The following is a 14,415-nucleotide window of genomic DNA, read 5'->3' on the forward strand; positions in this document are numbered from 1 at the left end:
AAAACAGGCGCACCGATGGGCGCGCCTGGTTTACTGTTCTGTTTCGTTCTCTTTCTTCCGGCTCTCCGTCATTTGCTTCCACACAGACCCTTTCGCTTCTTCGCCGCCTTCGATCCGTTCAATGGCCATTTTCACTTGCAAGCTCACTTCAAACTCCGGATCGTTTTCCGCCGCTTTCAACGCTGGCAGCGCCGATTCGTCGCCGACTTCGTACAAAAACATGGCCGCGCGCCAACGGACGAGCTTGCTTTCGTCCTTTAGCGCTTCGATCATGGCCGGAATGGCCTCCGGATCGCCGATGTCGGACAAACAGTCGCCGGCGGTGCGGCGGACAGCGACAGCAGGATCTTTTAACGCTTCATACAAATACGGAAGCACCTTTTTGCCGCCGATCATGCCGAGATACGCCGTCGCCAGGCGGCGAATCGCCATTTTTTCATCCTTGAGCGCCTTGGCCAGCACCGGGATATCGTCCTCGGTCGGCTCGGCCATCTGTTCGAGCGCGGCATACCGTTTGCGCCAATCCGGGTCATCGAGCATCTCGCTCGTCACTTTGAGGCTTGGACGCTTTTGCACCGTTTTTTCCTGCTCGCCGCGGCGGAACATGTTGACGATCCGCTCCAGCCGCTCGGGCGGATAGGCTGCCGACAGCTCATCGACTATTTCGCGGCCGATTTCCTCAAACGTGCCGTAGCGCACTCCTTTTTCGACCCATTTGCGCTCAAGCACAACATTTCCTGCGTATTTTTGCGCCTCAATGACCGCGTCCATAAACGGTTTCGGCAGCCCGACGCGGTGTTCGCGCTCCCCATCGACAAGCTTCACTTGCATCGGCAGACCGTACAGCATTTGCACGAACACTTTCACTTCGCCGAAATGTTCGTTTCCTTTCGGCTTTGTCTCGGCGCCGTCATCCACTTTCTCGCCGAACACTTCGCGCACTTTCGCCAAAATGTCGCGCCAGTCGTATTTCGGATGGCGTTCAATAGCCAAAAAATCAGCGACATGGTAAATGCCTTTCACTCCGTCAATGCGCATCAATGCTTGAATAAGCGGCGGCGCTTCGCTGATGTTGTCCGGTTTGTAGTTATGGCGCGTGCCGGAAGGCAATTCTTCATCAAGCAATATTTTCATCGTGTTCGGGCTTGGCGTCGGCTCAATCGCTTGAATGCGCAAGCGTTACCCCTCCTTGCCTTACAGCAGCTTTTCAATTTCCTTTCTCAGCTCGCTTGGCTTTGTTTGCGGTGCGAAACGAGCTACAACCTTGCCGTTGCGGTCGACCAAAAACTTCGTGAAATTCCATTTGATCGCCTTTGTTCCCAATGCCCCCGGCGCCTCTTCTTTCAAATATTGAAACAGCGGATGGGCGTGATCGCCATTCACATCCACTTTCGCAAACAGCGGGAACGTCACACCATAATTCAACTGGCAAAATTGCTCGATTTCCTCTTCCGTCCCCGGCTCTTGGCCGCCGAACTGGTTGCACGGAAAGCCGAGCACAACAAACCCGCGATCGCGATATTCGTCATACAGCTCCTGCAGTTCTTTATACTGCGGGGTGAAGCCGCAACGGCTCGCCGTGTTGACAATCAACAGCACGTTGCCTCGATAGACGGAAAGCGGTTGTTCCTCTCCGCGAATGGTTTTGGCGCTGAATTCATATACACTCATGATTTTTCACCTCATCTCCATCATAGCGGATTTCATGGTTTGTTTCTACTTTTTGCATCGTTACTGCCCGGCGAACAGCTGCAATTGTTCAAGTGATGAAACCATATACGGCACCATCTCCGGCAAATCGGCGGCGTTTTCCTCATAAATGAGGCGTGCAAATTCGACCACGGCTTCATTTTCATACGGGCCGCGTTCATGTGGAAATGGAAAGCGGAGCGTTTGCCGGATGATTCGCTCCTCCCCCCAAATCGTCCGCAGCGTTCCTTCAATGAGCGCACAAACGGACGAGCGGCGAACCGGAAGGGTAAACAGAAGAGCGAGCCGACAGCCGGCCCGGCCGTGATAGAGCCGCTCATTGACCAGCTCAGCAAAATCAAGCGAAAGCCGCGCGGTGCAGACGACGAGCGGATCGGGCGCATCATTCAGCCGAAATGAAATGGCGTACTCCCGAAACAAACGGGCCAAATCGACAAGGTCGCGGCGCTCGACCACGGCAATGCGCCCTTGCAAATCCGCGTCATATACCGCCCCTTCCAACACCGTTTTTAAATTGTCAAAGGCTGTCGGATCCAATCGGAATTCCCCCTTTTTGTTCACCAGCTGTTTAAGGTCAAAAAAATCAATTGAAGAATGTTGACAAAGTTTTTATAATTAAGGTATTTAGTAACGAGACAGAAACGGAGGGGACACCATTGCCAATCAATATTCCAAAAGACTTGCCGGCGAAAGAAATACTCGAACAGGAAAACATTTTCGTGATGGACGAAGAACGGGCTTACTCCCAAGACATCCGGCCGCTCAACATCATCATTTTAAACTTGATGCCCGAAAAAGAAAAAGCAGAGACACAGTTGCTGCGGCTGCTTGGCAACTCGCCGCTGCAAGTGAACGTCACCTTTTTGCGCCCGGCGACCCATGAGCCGAAAACGACAAGCAAACATCATTTAGAACAATTTTACACGATTTTCCCGCACATCCGCCATCGCAAGTTCGACGGAATGATCATCACCGGAGCCCCGGTCGAGCAATTGCCGTTCGAAGAAGTTACGTATTGGGATGAGCTGACCGATATCATGGAATGGACGAAAACGAACGTCACGTCAACGTTGCACATTTGTTGGGGAGCACAAGCTGGCTTATACTATCACTACGGCATTCCGAAATACCCATTGCCGGAAAAATGCTTCGGTGTGTTCAACCATACGGTGGAAGCGAAAAACGTGAAACTATTGCGCGGTTTTGACGATGTGTTCCGCATGCCGCACTCCCGCCATACCGACGTCAAGCGCGAAGACATCGAAAAAGTGCCAGATCTCACAATTTTGTCCATGTCCGACAAAGCCGGCGTTTGCCTCGTTGCATCGAACGACGGGCGCCGCATTTTCTTAACGGGTCATCCAGAATATGATGCGACAACGCTCAAAGAAGAATATGAACGCGACTTGGCGAAAGGGCTGCCGATTCACATCCCAGAATCATACTTTCCCAATGATGACCCAAGCCAGCCGCCGCTGAACACATGGCGCTCGCATGCCAATTTACTGTTTGTCAACTGGCTGAACTATTACGTGTATCAAGAAACGCCTTATGAATGGGAATGAAATCAATATATGCAATCATTTCACTTGAACCATCCCGAAAAAACGCCTTGCTGAAACATATGCAAGGCGTTTTTCTCATTTTGGCCGATTGTTTTCGTGTTTCGACAATCGCCCTGTTCTTTTAGTTTTTTTTGACATACAATACGATAGATTCCACCAGGAGGTGAACATGATGGGCGCTTGGCATGGAAACAGCTTTGCGTTGATTGTCGTTCTGTTTATTTTGTTGATTATTGTTGGATGTGCCTGCTTGGGCGGATATGCCTACTAACCGAAATCACTGATTGCCTTCATCCGGCCGCCGTGTTTGCCAGCATCCGGCCGGCTTGCAGCGGGAAAGCGGGAACACGAACGCTTCCCGCTTTTTTTATGCTGGGCTGTAGACAACCATGCATAGGAATGAAGGCATCGTCCATGCTAAACGTATGACAACGGCAGCCAAAGGAGGTGGAGCTCATGACGAAACGCCCAAACAACGGCAGCCGCAATCAAAACGCGCCAACGCAAGATCCGATGGCCTTGCTTCGCGGCCCGGTTTCCGGCGATAACAGCAAAGGACGTCGGCAAAACAAAATCCAAAATGACAAAACCGATGAAAATGCCTAACCTGCAAAAAAGCGGCCGTTTTTTAGCCGCTTTTTTGCTTCTAAAATTCAATCCCTTTCATCGCGGTCCTTCCTTGTTCATAGTCATGCTTGATGAGCTTCATTTCCGTAACGATATCGGCAGCCGCCATCAGCTCAGGGCGCGCCGCGCGCCCCGTGATGACAAGATGGAGCGACGGCGGGCGCGTGCGGATCAGCTCGAGCACCTCGCTGACTGATACGATATCTTCAACGGGAAAGCGGTCAATGACCAACACATTGTTCAGTTCATCGAGCACAATCATATCATACCGTCCGGAATACACATATTCTTTGGCCACCGCCCAGGCACGCTTCAATGCTTCCCGGTGGATGTCCGGCGTTTTCGTCCATGTGAAGCCGGCGCCGAGCTGACGGACGTCGACGCCAAGGCGCTCTAGGGCCAACTGCTCGCCGTATGTTCGTTCCGGCGATTTCAAAAACTGCAAAACCGCGACGTTCATTCCCCGGCCGACGGCACGCAGGGCAAGCCCCAATGCGGCCGTCGTTTTTCCTTTTCCGTCGCCCGTATAAACGATGACACGCCCGCTACGACGAGGCGTCGGCATCGACCACGCCCCCTTGCCGCTCCGGAAACCATTGGAGCGTCTCACGCAGACGAACGACATCGCCGATGATGATGATGGCCGGATGGGAAATGCCCGCCTGTTCCGCCTCGTCTGACAGCGTCGAAAGCGTCGCCGCCACCGTGCGCTGCCGCTCGGTCGTCCCCCATTCAATGATGGCCGCCGGCGTATCCGACGGCTTTCCGGCCGCCATCAAACGGCCGCAAATATCCGACAAGTTGGCCGCTCCCATGTAGACAATGATCGTATCGCATCCTCGAGTCAGCGCCTCCCAATCGATCCGCTCACTCCGATGCCCGCTGACCATCGCCACCGAGGCGGCGTAATCACGGTGGGTGACCGGAATGCCGGCGTACGCCGGCACAGCGATGCCGGATGTCACCCCTGGAACGATTTCAAACGGAATTCCGGCTTTCACCAACACTTCCGCCTCTTCACCAACGCGGCCAAAAATGCACGGATCGCCGCCTTTTAAGCGGACGACCGTTTTTCCTTGTTGCGCATGCCAAACGAGCAGCTCATGAATTTGTTCTTGAACCGTGTCATGTTTTCCCGGCTCTTTGCCGCAGTAAAGAAGCTCAGCGTCCGGCTTCGCGTAGCGCAGCAGCTTACGGTTGATGAGCCGGTCGTAAATAATGACATCCGCCCGTTCTAGGCATTCGCGGCCGTAAACCGTGATGAGCTTTTCATCACCCGGCCCAGCGCCGACTAAATACACTTTGCCGACGGTCATCGCCCCTTCTCCCCTTTCGCATTGGCCGTGGAAATGCCCGCCGAGGCGAACGTCGCCATTTCGTTCACCATCGCCATTGCTGAAATCAAGAGCGGAAACGCTACCGCCGCGCCGCTTCCTTCGCCAAGGCGCATGCCGAGATCCAAAAGCGGATCCTTCTCTAGCAAACGAAGGGCTATACTGTGCCCCGGCTCTTGCGAACGATGGCCGGCAATCATATAGTCTGTGACGTTCACGGCAAACTGGCGGGCCACAAGGGCAGCCACCGTGCAAATAAAACCGTCAAGCAAAATCGGGATGCGCCGTTCGGCGGCTGCCAGCATCGCCCCGGCCATAGCAGCGATCTCCAACCCGCCGATTTTCGAAAGCCATTCAAGCGGCTTCGCCGGATCCGGCCGATGAAGCAAGAGCGCCCGTCGGATCACGTCCTGTTTATGGGCAAGCATTTCCTCCTTAATGCCGCTTCCTTTGCCAACGATGCGCTCAAGCGGCTCATCGGTCAACGTGGCCAATAAGGCGCTCGCGGCGGTCGTATTGCCGATGCCCATTTCGCCGACAATGAGCGTGCGGACGCCTTGTTCAATGATGGACGCCGCCTGTTCGTAACCGACATGAAGCGCCTGTTCGGCCTCGGACGGCGTCATCGCTTCCGTTTCCGCGAAATTGTTCGTTCCCGGGCGCACCTTTTTCTGAATGACGCGCTCATCAGCAATCGGCACGGCGACACCGACATCAATCACCTGAAGCAACGCGCCGATTTGACGGCTGAAGGCGTTGATCGCCGCTCCGCCGTTGGCAAAGTTGTACACCATTTGCGCCGTCACTTCGGCCGGATAGGCAGACACCCCTTCTTCCGTGACGCCATGATCGGCCGCAAACACGAGCACTCCGGGCGGAGTGACGCGTGGAAGCAGCTCCCCGGTCATGCCGGCAAGCGTTGTCGCCACTTCTTCAAGACGGCCGAGGCTGCCGGGCGGTTTGGTCAATTGATCGATATAGGCACGCGCTTGTTCAACCATTTCACGGTGGATCGGTGGGATGGAAACATTCATCATGGGCGCACACTATCCCCCATCAAGCGGGAATATGCGCTTCCTCCTTTCTCGTCTATGATTGAGGGAACGCGTCAACTTTTCCATCCGAATCATGCCAACACCGTTGGCGAGGGCAAAACGGACGATTTGACGGCTGATTTTATGGTTTATATCCTTCATCCAGCAGGACTCTTTACGGCCGATTGTGCGAATCATATGGAGCTTCTTCGCTTTGCCCAACGTTCGCCGCAAAGCCGCATATCGTCGGCGAATGAAAGCGCATTGGCTGTCCTTGAAAAACAACGATTTCGTTCCAATGCTGGCAATGGCGATATAACGAAGTCCCAAATCAACGCCCATTGCCTTGGTGTCTTCCCGTTGTTGGACTTCAACTGTGATCGCGACAGCCAAATTGACGCATCATCTGTTCGATCCGCTCGACCGCCACGTGCTGGCGGACATGAGCGGCAAGCCGGTCGAACGCCTTTTCTTTGAGCGAGCGAAAGAGTCGGACGCCAGAAGGAGCGATTCCTTTTTGGCGGCGAATGTTGTTGAAAAACGCGGTGCGGAACGCATCGTTATGAAACAAATCGTGCATGTACGTGCCCAGCACCCGCTCATCACTGTGCTTCGCCCCTTCATGGCGGCCGTCCGCCTCAATAAGCGGCGCATAGCCAGGAAGCGGCGCCGAGCGGCCCATATGAATCTCGTATCCTTGCACCGAAAACCGCTCGCCCGCCCACGTAAGCATCCCTTCCGTACGGATCGTGATTTTCGTCCGCTCAAGCGTCGTTTCAATCGGCAGCAAACCAAGTCCTTTTACTTCGGGGAGCGGCGTCTCGACTCCATACGGATCGCGGATGACGGCGCCAAGCATTTGGTAGCCGCCGCATAAGCCGACGACTCTCGCTTTTCCTTCATTGACAAGCGACACAATGCGGGAAGCGAGTCCTCTTTTCTTCATATAAATCAAGTCTTCGATCGTGTTTTTGCTGCCGGGAAGCACGATCACATCCGGCGCTCCAAGCTCGTCGACGTGCGTCACCAACCGGACGCGGCAGTCCGGTTCTGCCAGCAGCGGGTCGATGTCGGTGAAATTGGCGATTTTCGGACAGCGGATGACAGCGACATCAATCGCTTCCTCTCCCCCGACAGATGAAGCAAACCGCTCAAGCGACAGCGAATCTTCAGCATCGATCGCCAAATCAGGCAAATATGGAACGACGCCAAGCACCGGCACGCCGGTGTGCTGCTCAAACCAATCGAGCCCCGGCTTAAGCAGCGCCACATCGCCGCGAAACTTGTTAATGATGACCCCAATGACCCGCTTTCGGTCCTCAGGCTCAAGCAGCGACAGCGTTCCAACGAGGCTCGCGAACACCCCGCCCCGCTCAATATCGCCGATCAACACGACCGGGGCGTTGGCGAGACGGGCGATGCGCATGTTGACCAACTCGCGGTCGTTTAAGTTTACTTCCGCCGGGCTTCCCGCTCCTTCAATGACAATCCGGTCATACTCGTTCATCAACGTTTCGAGCGACTGACGGATGACGGCCAGCCCTTGGTGGAAAAACTCGTTCCGGTAAGCGAACGCCTGCATATTGCCGTACGGTTTGCCAAGCACAACGATTTGCGATTCATGCTCGCGGCTTGGCTTAATCAAAATCGGATTCATCTCAGCGCGCGCCGCCACTCCGGCCGCTTCGGCCTGAATTCCTTGCGCCCGTCCGATTTCGTTTCCGTCCGGCGTCACGTAGGAGTTTAACGACATGTTTTGCGACTTGAACGGCGCCGTCTTCCAGCCGTCTTGGGCGAACATGCGGCAAAACGCGGTGGCGATGACGCTTTTGCCGGCATCAGAATGGGTGCCTTGAAACATAATCGGCAGCGCCTTAGCCATTGATGGTCACCTTCTCGCATTCGGCGAGCCACCGCTCAACCATCGCCGGGGCGGACGCGAAATGAAAATGGACATAGCCAGCGACAAGCCGGTGCGCCAAATAACCGTCAGGCTTCGTTCCTTTCCGGCCGCTCGTTTCGTAGGCAAACGGCGTCTCGCCGCGCGGCTCATAAACGGAGTAGTGAAACTCATGGCCGCGCGCTGTTTCTCCTTCCGGCAATAGAAAATTTCCATTTCGACCGCGCACTTCGCGGTAGCCAAGCGCCGCGAGCTTCGTCTTCATCACGACCTTCCCCGGAATGACGCCCGCCATCTCATAGGCCGAACCGTCCGTCGCAACAAGCTGTTCGGTGAGAAACATAAACCCGCCGCACTCGGCCAACGTCGGCAACCCGTGTTCGATGGCGGCGCGGATCGACTGTTTGACCGCGGCTTGCCTGGCGAGCTCGGCGGCAAACTCTTCCGGAAACCCGCCGCCGATATACAATCCGTTCACCCCATCCGGAAGCGGCTCGCCGGCGAGCGGAGAAAAGTAGACAAGCTCCGCGCCGCAGGCAGAAAGCATCTCCAGATTCTCCGGATAGTAAAAATGAAAGGCGGCATCTTTGGCAACCGCCACGCGCACGCGATACGGCCGCGAAGGGCGAATGAGCGGCGCCGGAGAACAAAGGGCTGGCGCTTCTGCAATCGAAAGGAGCGTCTCCCAATCGATCGTGCGCGCCACCTTTCTCCCCAGATCGGCAAAAAACGAATCCAGTTCGCCGCGCTCCACCGACGGCACGAGCCCTAAATGGCGCTCTGGCAGCGCCAACGCTTCGTCTTGCGTGAGAAACCCGACGACCGGCACCCCGCACGTTTGCTCGACTGCCGCTTTGACGAGCCGAAAATGCCCTTCGCTGCCGACGCGGTTGGCAAATACGCCGGCGAGGCGCACATCGGGGCGAAACGTTTGAAACCCATGGACGATGGCGGCGGCGCTGCGGGCCATGCCGGAACAATCGACGACAAGCAGCACCGGGCTTTCGGTCAATACGGCGATTTCAGCCGTCGCCCCCTCGTCAGAAAGCGGCTGTTTCCCGTCAAACAGCCCCATCACCCCCTCGATGATGGCGATATCAGCCCCTTGACAACCGTTGGCGAGCACCGTTTTGACCGCTTCGCTTCCCATCATCCAACTGTCCAAGTTGCGCGCCGGCCGGCCGGTCACAGCCGTATGGTAAGTCGGGTCGATGTAGTCCGGGCCGCATTTAAACCCTTGCACCGTATATCCTTGCTGCCTCATGGCCGCCATCAATCCAAGCGTCACGGTCGTTTTGCCGGCGCCGCTTCCCGGTGCGGCGATGACAAGCCGTCGCATGCCTCTTTCCCCTTTCCCTGCATGGTCGCTTTCTTTTGATGATCGATGAGCGCTACGGAAATCGTCACATTGCCGGACTTCTTTTTCACCAGCGCCAGCCGATCGGCCCCGCTGTACAATTTCGCCGCCGGCTCGCTCACCCCATACGCGCCGGTGTAGCGGTACACCGTTTCCGACGGCGCTTCGATCGGCACCGTGTTCAGCTCTTCTGGCGTATATGCAACCAATTCCCATCTATATTTGTTGACTACCTCCAAAAGTCCTTGTTCATCCTTTTTCAAATCAATGGTGCACACCGCTTTGACGCTTTTCATCGAAAAGCGCAGCTCATTGAGCGTCTCATGGATGACCGCTTCGATTTCGTCAGCCGATGTGCCGCGGTTGCAGCCGATGCCAAGCGCGATTACTTTCGGGCGATACAAAACGCCGTTTTGCAAAATGGCCTCTTCTTCCGGCGCAAGCAGGCGATGAGTGACCACAAGCGCGGCCGCCGGGCGGGCAGCGAGCGCTTCCGCGATCGAGCCGTACACGGCAATGTTTTTGGGCAATGGCCGCCCTTCCGGCCACCAGCCGGTTTCCCCCGACTCTTGCACGATCGCGACAGGCTCTTCATTCACGACCGCGGCGCTCACCGGCGTCAGCTTGTCAGCTGATTCCCATTCCCAGCCGAACTGGCGACCGAACAGATCGACGGCGATTGTCTGCTGCACGTCAGAAGCGGTCGTAATAACCGGGCGGGCGCTTAAAATGGCAGCAACGCGCCGCGTCAGTTCGTTCGCTCCGCCCAAATGGCCGGAAAGAACACTGATCACATGTTCAGCCTTATCATCGATCACCACGACCGCAGGATCGGTCTTTTTGTCTTTTAACAGCGGAGCGATCATCCGTACGACAGCGCCGAGCGAAATGATGCAAATGAGTCCGTCATAGCGGGCGAACAACTCCGGCAACAAGGCCCTGACGTTGCCGGAAAACAAGCGGATCCCGTGCTTGGCTTCATCGCCGCGGGCGAATTTATCCGTATAATAAACGTCCGCTCCCGCAAGAGCGCCTCCAAGGCGTCGGGCGATCTCGACCCCGTGTTTCGTAATGGCCACGACAGCATAGGCGCCGTGTCTTTTGTTGTTCGCGGCAGCAACTCCCACCTTACTTCTCCCCCTTTCGATATCCGTGCGTAAACGTGCGGTCGTACAGCTTCGAACAGTAGCCGCGCTCATGAATATGGGGATCGAGCGCCCAACCGGCCAACATGATCGCGTGTTTCGTCACACCATGGCGCCGCATATCGTCAGCCATTGTGGCAACGGTGGAACGAATCACGACTTCATCCGGCCATGTCGCCTTATAGACGATCGCGACAGGCGTATCACCGCTCCAGCCCGCTTCAAGGAGCGCCGCGCTTACTTTTTTGGCAAGCGTCGCGCTTAAAAAAAGAACGAGCGTACAATGATGCTGCGCCAGCTCCTGCAATTTCTCACGCGGCGGCATCGGCGTCCGCCCCTCGGCGCGGGTGAAAATGACCGTCTGCGTCAATTCCGGAACGGTGAGCTCCGCCTGCACGGCGGCCGCGGCGGCAAACGCCGAACTGACGCCGGGGACGATTTCCACTTCAATTCCTTCTTCTTTCAACAAGGCGATTTGCTCAAGCGTCGCCCCGTAAATCGATGGATCACCGGTATGGACGCGCACGACAAGCCGTCCTTGTTTCACTTGCTCCGCCATTGCCGCGACCATTTCTTCTAAATGCATGCCGGCGGTATGGAAAACGTCAGCATCCGGCTTCCGGTAGCGCTCGATCAATTCCGCGCTCACTAGCGAGTCGGTGTAAAAAATGGCGTCGGCAGCAGCGAGAAGCTCGGCGCCGCGAACCGTGATCAAATCCGGCGCTCCCGGCCCCGCCCCTACGATATACAGCTTCACTTTCTCACCACCATCAATGTCAAATATTCGAGTTCCGCTCCGTCGAGCTCCTCGACCTTCCACACGACTTCCTCGCCGGACGTCACTTTCGTCACAACAGCGGCGCGATGAAGCAAATCGAGTTCCCGCAACAGACGAACCAGCAAATCGATCACTTTCGCCACTTTAAAAAAGACAACGCAATCGTGCTCAAGAAGCACTGCTTTCATCGCCTCAACATCGTCGCGGGCGGGCACGATCGCCACGGTTTCATCACCATCCGCCAGCGGCAGACGAAGCCTAGCGGCAGCAGCGTTGGCCGAACTGACGCCGGGGACGACTTCAATCGGCGCTTCCGGATAGCGGCGCTCCATTACGTGCATCAAATGGATGAACGTGCTGTACAACAGCGGATCGCCTTCGGTCACAAACGCGACATCGCGCCCGGCCGACAGCTCCGCCCAAATGGCGTCCGCCGCCTCGTTCCACTTCGGCTCAAGCAAGGCTCGGTCTTTTGTCATCGGAAAATGCAGGCCGAGCCGCCGTTTTTCCTCTGGCGCAAAATACGCATCAATAATTTGTTCCGCATAGCTTTTGCTTTGCCGCCCTTTTTTTGGATAGGCGATGACATCCGCTTCTTTTAGGCGGCGGTATGCTTTCACCGTCATGAGCTCTGGATCGCCCGGGCCAACACCGATGCCGTACAACGTGCCGGTCATTCGTCTCCCTCCCGCTTGGCTGTCATGATATACACCGGATTGAGCGCCTCAAAGCGCGTCAACTCTAAAATGGGCTTGCTTCGCGACACTTGCGCGAGCGTGATGTCAACATGAAATCCACGGCTGCGCAGCTCGCAGCCCGCTTCAGCAAGCGTCTCAACCGTTGCCGCGTTGATCACGATGCGTCCATTTTTCTTCAGCCGTTTCGCACAGACGTCCAACAACGGCGACATCGCGCCTGACGTGCCGCCGATAAAGATGGCATCCGGGTCGGCAAACTCATCGAGCCGATCGGGCGCCCTGCCGTGCACAAGCGTGATGTCAACGCGGAATTTGCGCAAGTTTTGCCGGCAAATCTCGAGGTCGTATTCATTTTTTTCAATCGCAAACACCGCCCCGTCGCGGGCGATTTTCGCCGCTTCAATCGCGACCGAACCGGTGCACGTCCCAATGTCCCAGACGACGCTGTCCGGGCGCAAGCGCAAGGCGCTTACGCTTAAGACGCGAATTTCTTTCTTTGTAATCAGCCCTTTGTCCGGCTTGCGTTGGAAAAATTCATCATCGTCAATGCCGAGCGGCCAAATCGGACCAGGAGCGGTTTGCCTCAAAATGACTATATTTAATGGAAGAAACTCGGTTTCTGCCATTTCTTCTAGCTTGAAAAACCGGCATCGCTCATTCGGCCCGCCGAGCTCCTCGCCGACAAACGCCTCATATTCCGTCATGCCGTACTCGAGCAAATAGCGGGCGATGGCGGCCGGCGAGTTCGTCTCATCGGTTAAGATGGCGACTTTGCGCCGCCCGTCGATCCGCTGAGCCAAACCGGTGAGCGGCCGGCCATGGACGCTGACAAACGCCGCGTCTTGCCAAGACTCGCCCATTTTCGCAAACGCCCATTGCACTGAGCTGACGGCCGGATACACGTCGATCGGCAATTTGCCGGCCAAATAGCTGCCGATGCCGTAAAAGAGCGGATCGCCGGAAGCAAGCACGACCGTGTTGCGCGTCTCATGGCGGAGCCGCTCCACCAGCTCCGCCAGTCCGCGGCGGATGATGATCGTTTCTCCTTTGTATTCAGGAAACATCGCCAGCTGCCGTTCGCCGCCGACAAGCAGCTCGCTTTCATCAATCCAGCGTCGATACAGCTCAGGAAGACTTGCTTGCCCATCAGCACCCACACCGATCAACTTCATCGTCCCCATCGGTCTGCACCGCCTTTCCTAATTGTTGTCCGTTCATTGTGTAAATGGACGTCGCCACCGTCAGACCGCCTCCCACTTCGTGAAGCGCCGCCTGGCAGCACGCTTCGCACAAAAGCTCGAAAAACTTCATGCAACCGGCCTCTTGCATCATGTCGCCGACTTGCGCCGCCGTATTCGCGCCGCGCACCGCAGCCACCAGTTCTGGGCCAGCACCTGCCTGCTCGGCGATGGCAGCCAAAAAGCCAAAGTCGACCGGGGCGCTTTTCGAGTGCACCATCATCACTCCTTGAGCGACTTTCGAAAATTTCCCCATCATCCCGACCATCGACACCATCTTGATGCCAAGCCGTTTGCATTGTTTCAGCGTAAAGCCGACAAAATCGCCCATTTCGATAAACGCTTCTTCCGGCAAATGTGGATATTCTTGCATGGCGTATTTCTCGCTCCGCCCCCCGGTCGTGATGACAACATGGCGGCAGCCGTTCGCTTTCGCCACTTGAAGCGCCTGCACGATGCTCGCCCGGTAGGCGGCGGTGGAGAACGGAACGACGATGCCGCGCGTCCCCAAAATCGAAATGCCGCCAATGATGCCTAGTCTCGGGTTCAACGTTTTTTTGGCGATTTCCTCGCCGCCGGGCACAGAAATGACGACCTTCACCCCGCGATGTAGACCGTATTGCGCCAGCACTTCATTGACGGCTTCGCGGATCATTTGCCGCGGCACTGGATTGATCGCCGCTTCCCCGACCGGCACCGGCAAGCCGGGTTTGGTGACGCGTCCGACCCCTTCACCGCCGTCGATATGAACGCCCGGCGACGAGGCCCACGAGACAGTGGAAACGATGAGCGCGCCGTGCGTCGCATCTGGGTCATCGCCGCCATCCTTCACGACCGAGGCCGTCGCCGTTTCGCCATCGAACGAACAAGAGGCGAGCGAAAAGGTCACCACCCGCCCGATCGGAATCCGAATCGTCGCCTCCGCCTGCACTTGGCCAGTGATGAGCGCCGTGAGCGCGGCTTTCGTTGCCGCTGTCGCGCACGATCCGGTCGTATACCCTTCACGCAGCGTTTTTTTCGTTTCCATCG

The 14,415-nt window shown here is 56.4% G+C and carries 16 protein-coding genes and 1 pseudogene; 3 read left to right on the forward strand and 14 right to left on the reverse strand.

Going from position 1 to position 14,415, the window contains the following annotated elements; translation table 11 throughout:
* Positions 1-30: 30 nt before the first annotated feature.
* Genes LG52_RS06910 through LG52_RS06920 form a run of 3 tightly spaced genes read right to left on the reverse strand, consistent with a single transcriptional unit; the run spans position 31 to position 2,247 of the window.
* Positions 31-1,176, reverse strand: coding sequence for a conserved virulence factor C family protein (locus LG52_RS06910; RefSeq protein ID WP_015374895.1), 1,146 nt, complete (start codon positions 1,174-1,176; stop codon positions 31-33).
* Between the two features lie 18 nt (positions 1,177-1,194).
* Positions 1,195-1,671, reverse strand: a complete 477-nt coding sequence (locus LG52_RS06915; RefSeq protein WP_014195888.1) for a glutathione peroxidase — start codon at positions 1,669-1,671, stop codon at positions 1,195-1,197.
* Positions 1,672-1,731: 60 nt separating this feature from the next.
* Positions 1,732-2,247: a hypothetical protein gene (locus tag LG52_RS06920; protein ID WP_014195889.1), complete on the reverse strand. Its 516-nt coding sequence runs from the start codon at positions 2,245-2,247 to the stop codon at positions 1,732-1,734.
* Positions 2,248-2,366: 119 nt separating this feature from the next.
* On the opposite strand from LG52_RS06920, the gene metA reads away from it, so the two are divergent.
* The 3 genes from metA to LG52_RS20120 all read left to right on the forward strand — a co-directional run bounded on the left by metA (position 2,367) and on the right by LG52_RS20120 (position 3,881).
* Positions 2,367-3,275, forward strand: coding sequence for a homoserine O-acetyltransferase MetA (gene metA, locus LG52_RS06925; RefSeq protein ID WP_014195890.1), 909 nt, complete (start codon positions 2,367-2,369; stop codon positions 3,273-3,275).
* A 172-nt stretch (positions 3,276-3,447) separates the two neighbouring features.
* Positions 3,448-3,546, forward strand: coding sequence for a YjcZ family sporulation protein (locus LG52_RS18845; RefSeq protein ID WP_011231280.1), 99 nt, complete (start codon positions 3,448-3,450; stop codon positions 3,544-3,546).
* Positions 3,547-3,731: 185 nt separating this feature from the next.
* Entirely contained in the window at positions 3,732-3,881 is a 150-nt protein-coding gene (locus LG52_RS20120; protein WP_011231282.1) for a hypothetical protein, read from the forward strand.
* A 40-nt stretch (positions 3,882-3,921) separates the two neighbouring features.
* Here the strand turns inward: LG52_RS20120 and cobO are convergent, their stop codons facing one another.
* From cobO to LG52_RS06980, 11 genes and pseudogenes are all read right to left on the reverse strand, one after another.
* Complete coding sequence (gene cobO, locus LG52_RS06930) at positions 3,922-4,467, reverse strand: cob(I)yrinic acid a,c-diamide adenosyltransferase (protein WP_044731379.1); 546 nt, start codon at positions 4,465-4,467, stop codon at positions 3,922-3,924.
* On the reverse strand, positions 4,448-5,218 hold the full coding sequence (gene cobA / locus LG52_RS06935) for a uroporphyrinogen-III C-methyltransferase (RefSeq protein ID WP_008880165.1): 771 nt from the start codon (positions 5,216-5,218) through the stop codon (positions 4,448-4,450). The genes cobO and cobA overlap by 20 nt, the downstream gene beginning before the upstream one ends.
* Positions 5,215-6,273 carry a nicotinate-nucleotide--dimethylbenzimidazole phosphoribosyltransferase gene (cobT, locus tag LG52_RS06940; protein ID WP_078172627.1) on the reverse strand — a complete coding sequence of 353 codons (1,059 nt, stop codon included), beginning with the start codon at positions 6,271-6,273 and terminating at the stop codon, positions 5,215-5,217. The genes cobA and cobT overlap by 4 nt, the downstream gene beginning before the upstream one ends.
* 69 nt (positions 6,274-6,342) lie before the next feature.
* Positions 6,343-6,663, reverse strand: a pseudogene (locus tag LG52_RS06945) (RNA-guided endonuclease TnpB family protein); the annotation flags it as partial.
* Positions 6,641-8,152, reverse strand: coding sequence for a cobyric acid synthase (locus LG52_RS06950; RefSeq protein WP_015374897.1), 1,512 nt, complete (start codon positions 8,150-8,152; stop codon positions 6,641-6,643). The gene LG52_RS06950 and the pseudogene LG52_RS06945, both read right to left, overlap by 23 nt.
* The gene (locus tag LG52_RS06955) at positions 8,145-9,509 is read right to left on the reverse strand and encodes a cobyrinate a,c-diamide synthase (RefSeq protein WP_015374898.1); all 1,365 of its coding nucleotides are present in this window, start codon (positions 9,507-9,509) and stop codon (positions 8,145-8,147) included. The genes LG52_RS06950 and LG52_RS06955 overlap by 8 nt, the downstream gene beginning before the upstream one ends.
* Positions 9,455-10,654 (reverse strand): cobalt-precorrin 5A hydrolase, encoded by a 1,200-nt coding sequence (locus tag LG52_RS06960; RefSeq protein WP_033012471.1) that lies wholly within the window; start codon positions 10,652-10,654, stop codon positions 9,455-9,457. Before LG52_RS06960 ends, LG52_RS06955 begins: the two co-directional genes overlap by 55 nt.
* A gap of 1 nt (position 10,655) precedes the next feature.
* Positions 10,656-11,429, reverse strand: a complete 774-nt coding sequence (gene cobM / locus LG52_RS06965) for a precorrin-4 C(11)-methyltransferase (RefSeq protein WP_044731381.1) — start codon at positions 11,427-11,429, stop codon at positions 10,656-10,658.
* A complete protein-coding gene (gene cobI / locus LG52_RS06970; RefSeq protein WP_008880159.1) occupies positions 11,426-12,127 on the reverse strand; it encodes a precorrin-2 C(20)-methyltransferase in 702 nt (233 codons plus the stop codon). The genes cobM and cobI overlap by 4 nt, the downstream gene beginning before the upstream one ends.
* Positions 12,124-13,329: a bifunctional cobalt-precorrin-7 (C(5))-methyltransferase/cobalt-precorrin-6B (C(15))-methyltransferase gene (locus LG52_RS06975; RefSeq protein ID WP_014195896.1), complete on the reverse strand. Its 1,206-nt coding sequence runs from the start codon at positions 13,327-13,329 to the stop codon at positions 12,124-12,126. Before LG52_RS06975 ends, cobI begins: the two co-directional genes overlap by 4 nt.
* Positions 13,295-14,413 carry a cobalt-precorrin-5B (C(1))-methyltransferase gene (locus LG52_RS06980; RefSeq protein WP_014195897.1) on the reverse strand — a complete coding sequence of 373 codons (1,119 nt, stop codon included), beginning with the start codon at positions 14,411-14,413 and terminating at the stop codon, positions 13,295-13,297. The genes LG52_RS06975 and LG52_RS06980 overlap by 35 nt, the downstream gene beginning before the upstream one ends.
* Positions 14,414-14,415: the final 2 nt, after the last annotated feature.

The organism is Geobacillus kaustophilus (genome assembly GCF_000948285.1).
GTDB classification, from domain to species: Bacteria; Bacillota; Bacilli; order Bacillales; family Anoxybacillaceae; genus Geobacillus; species Geobacillus thermoleovorans_A.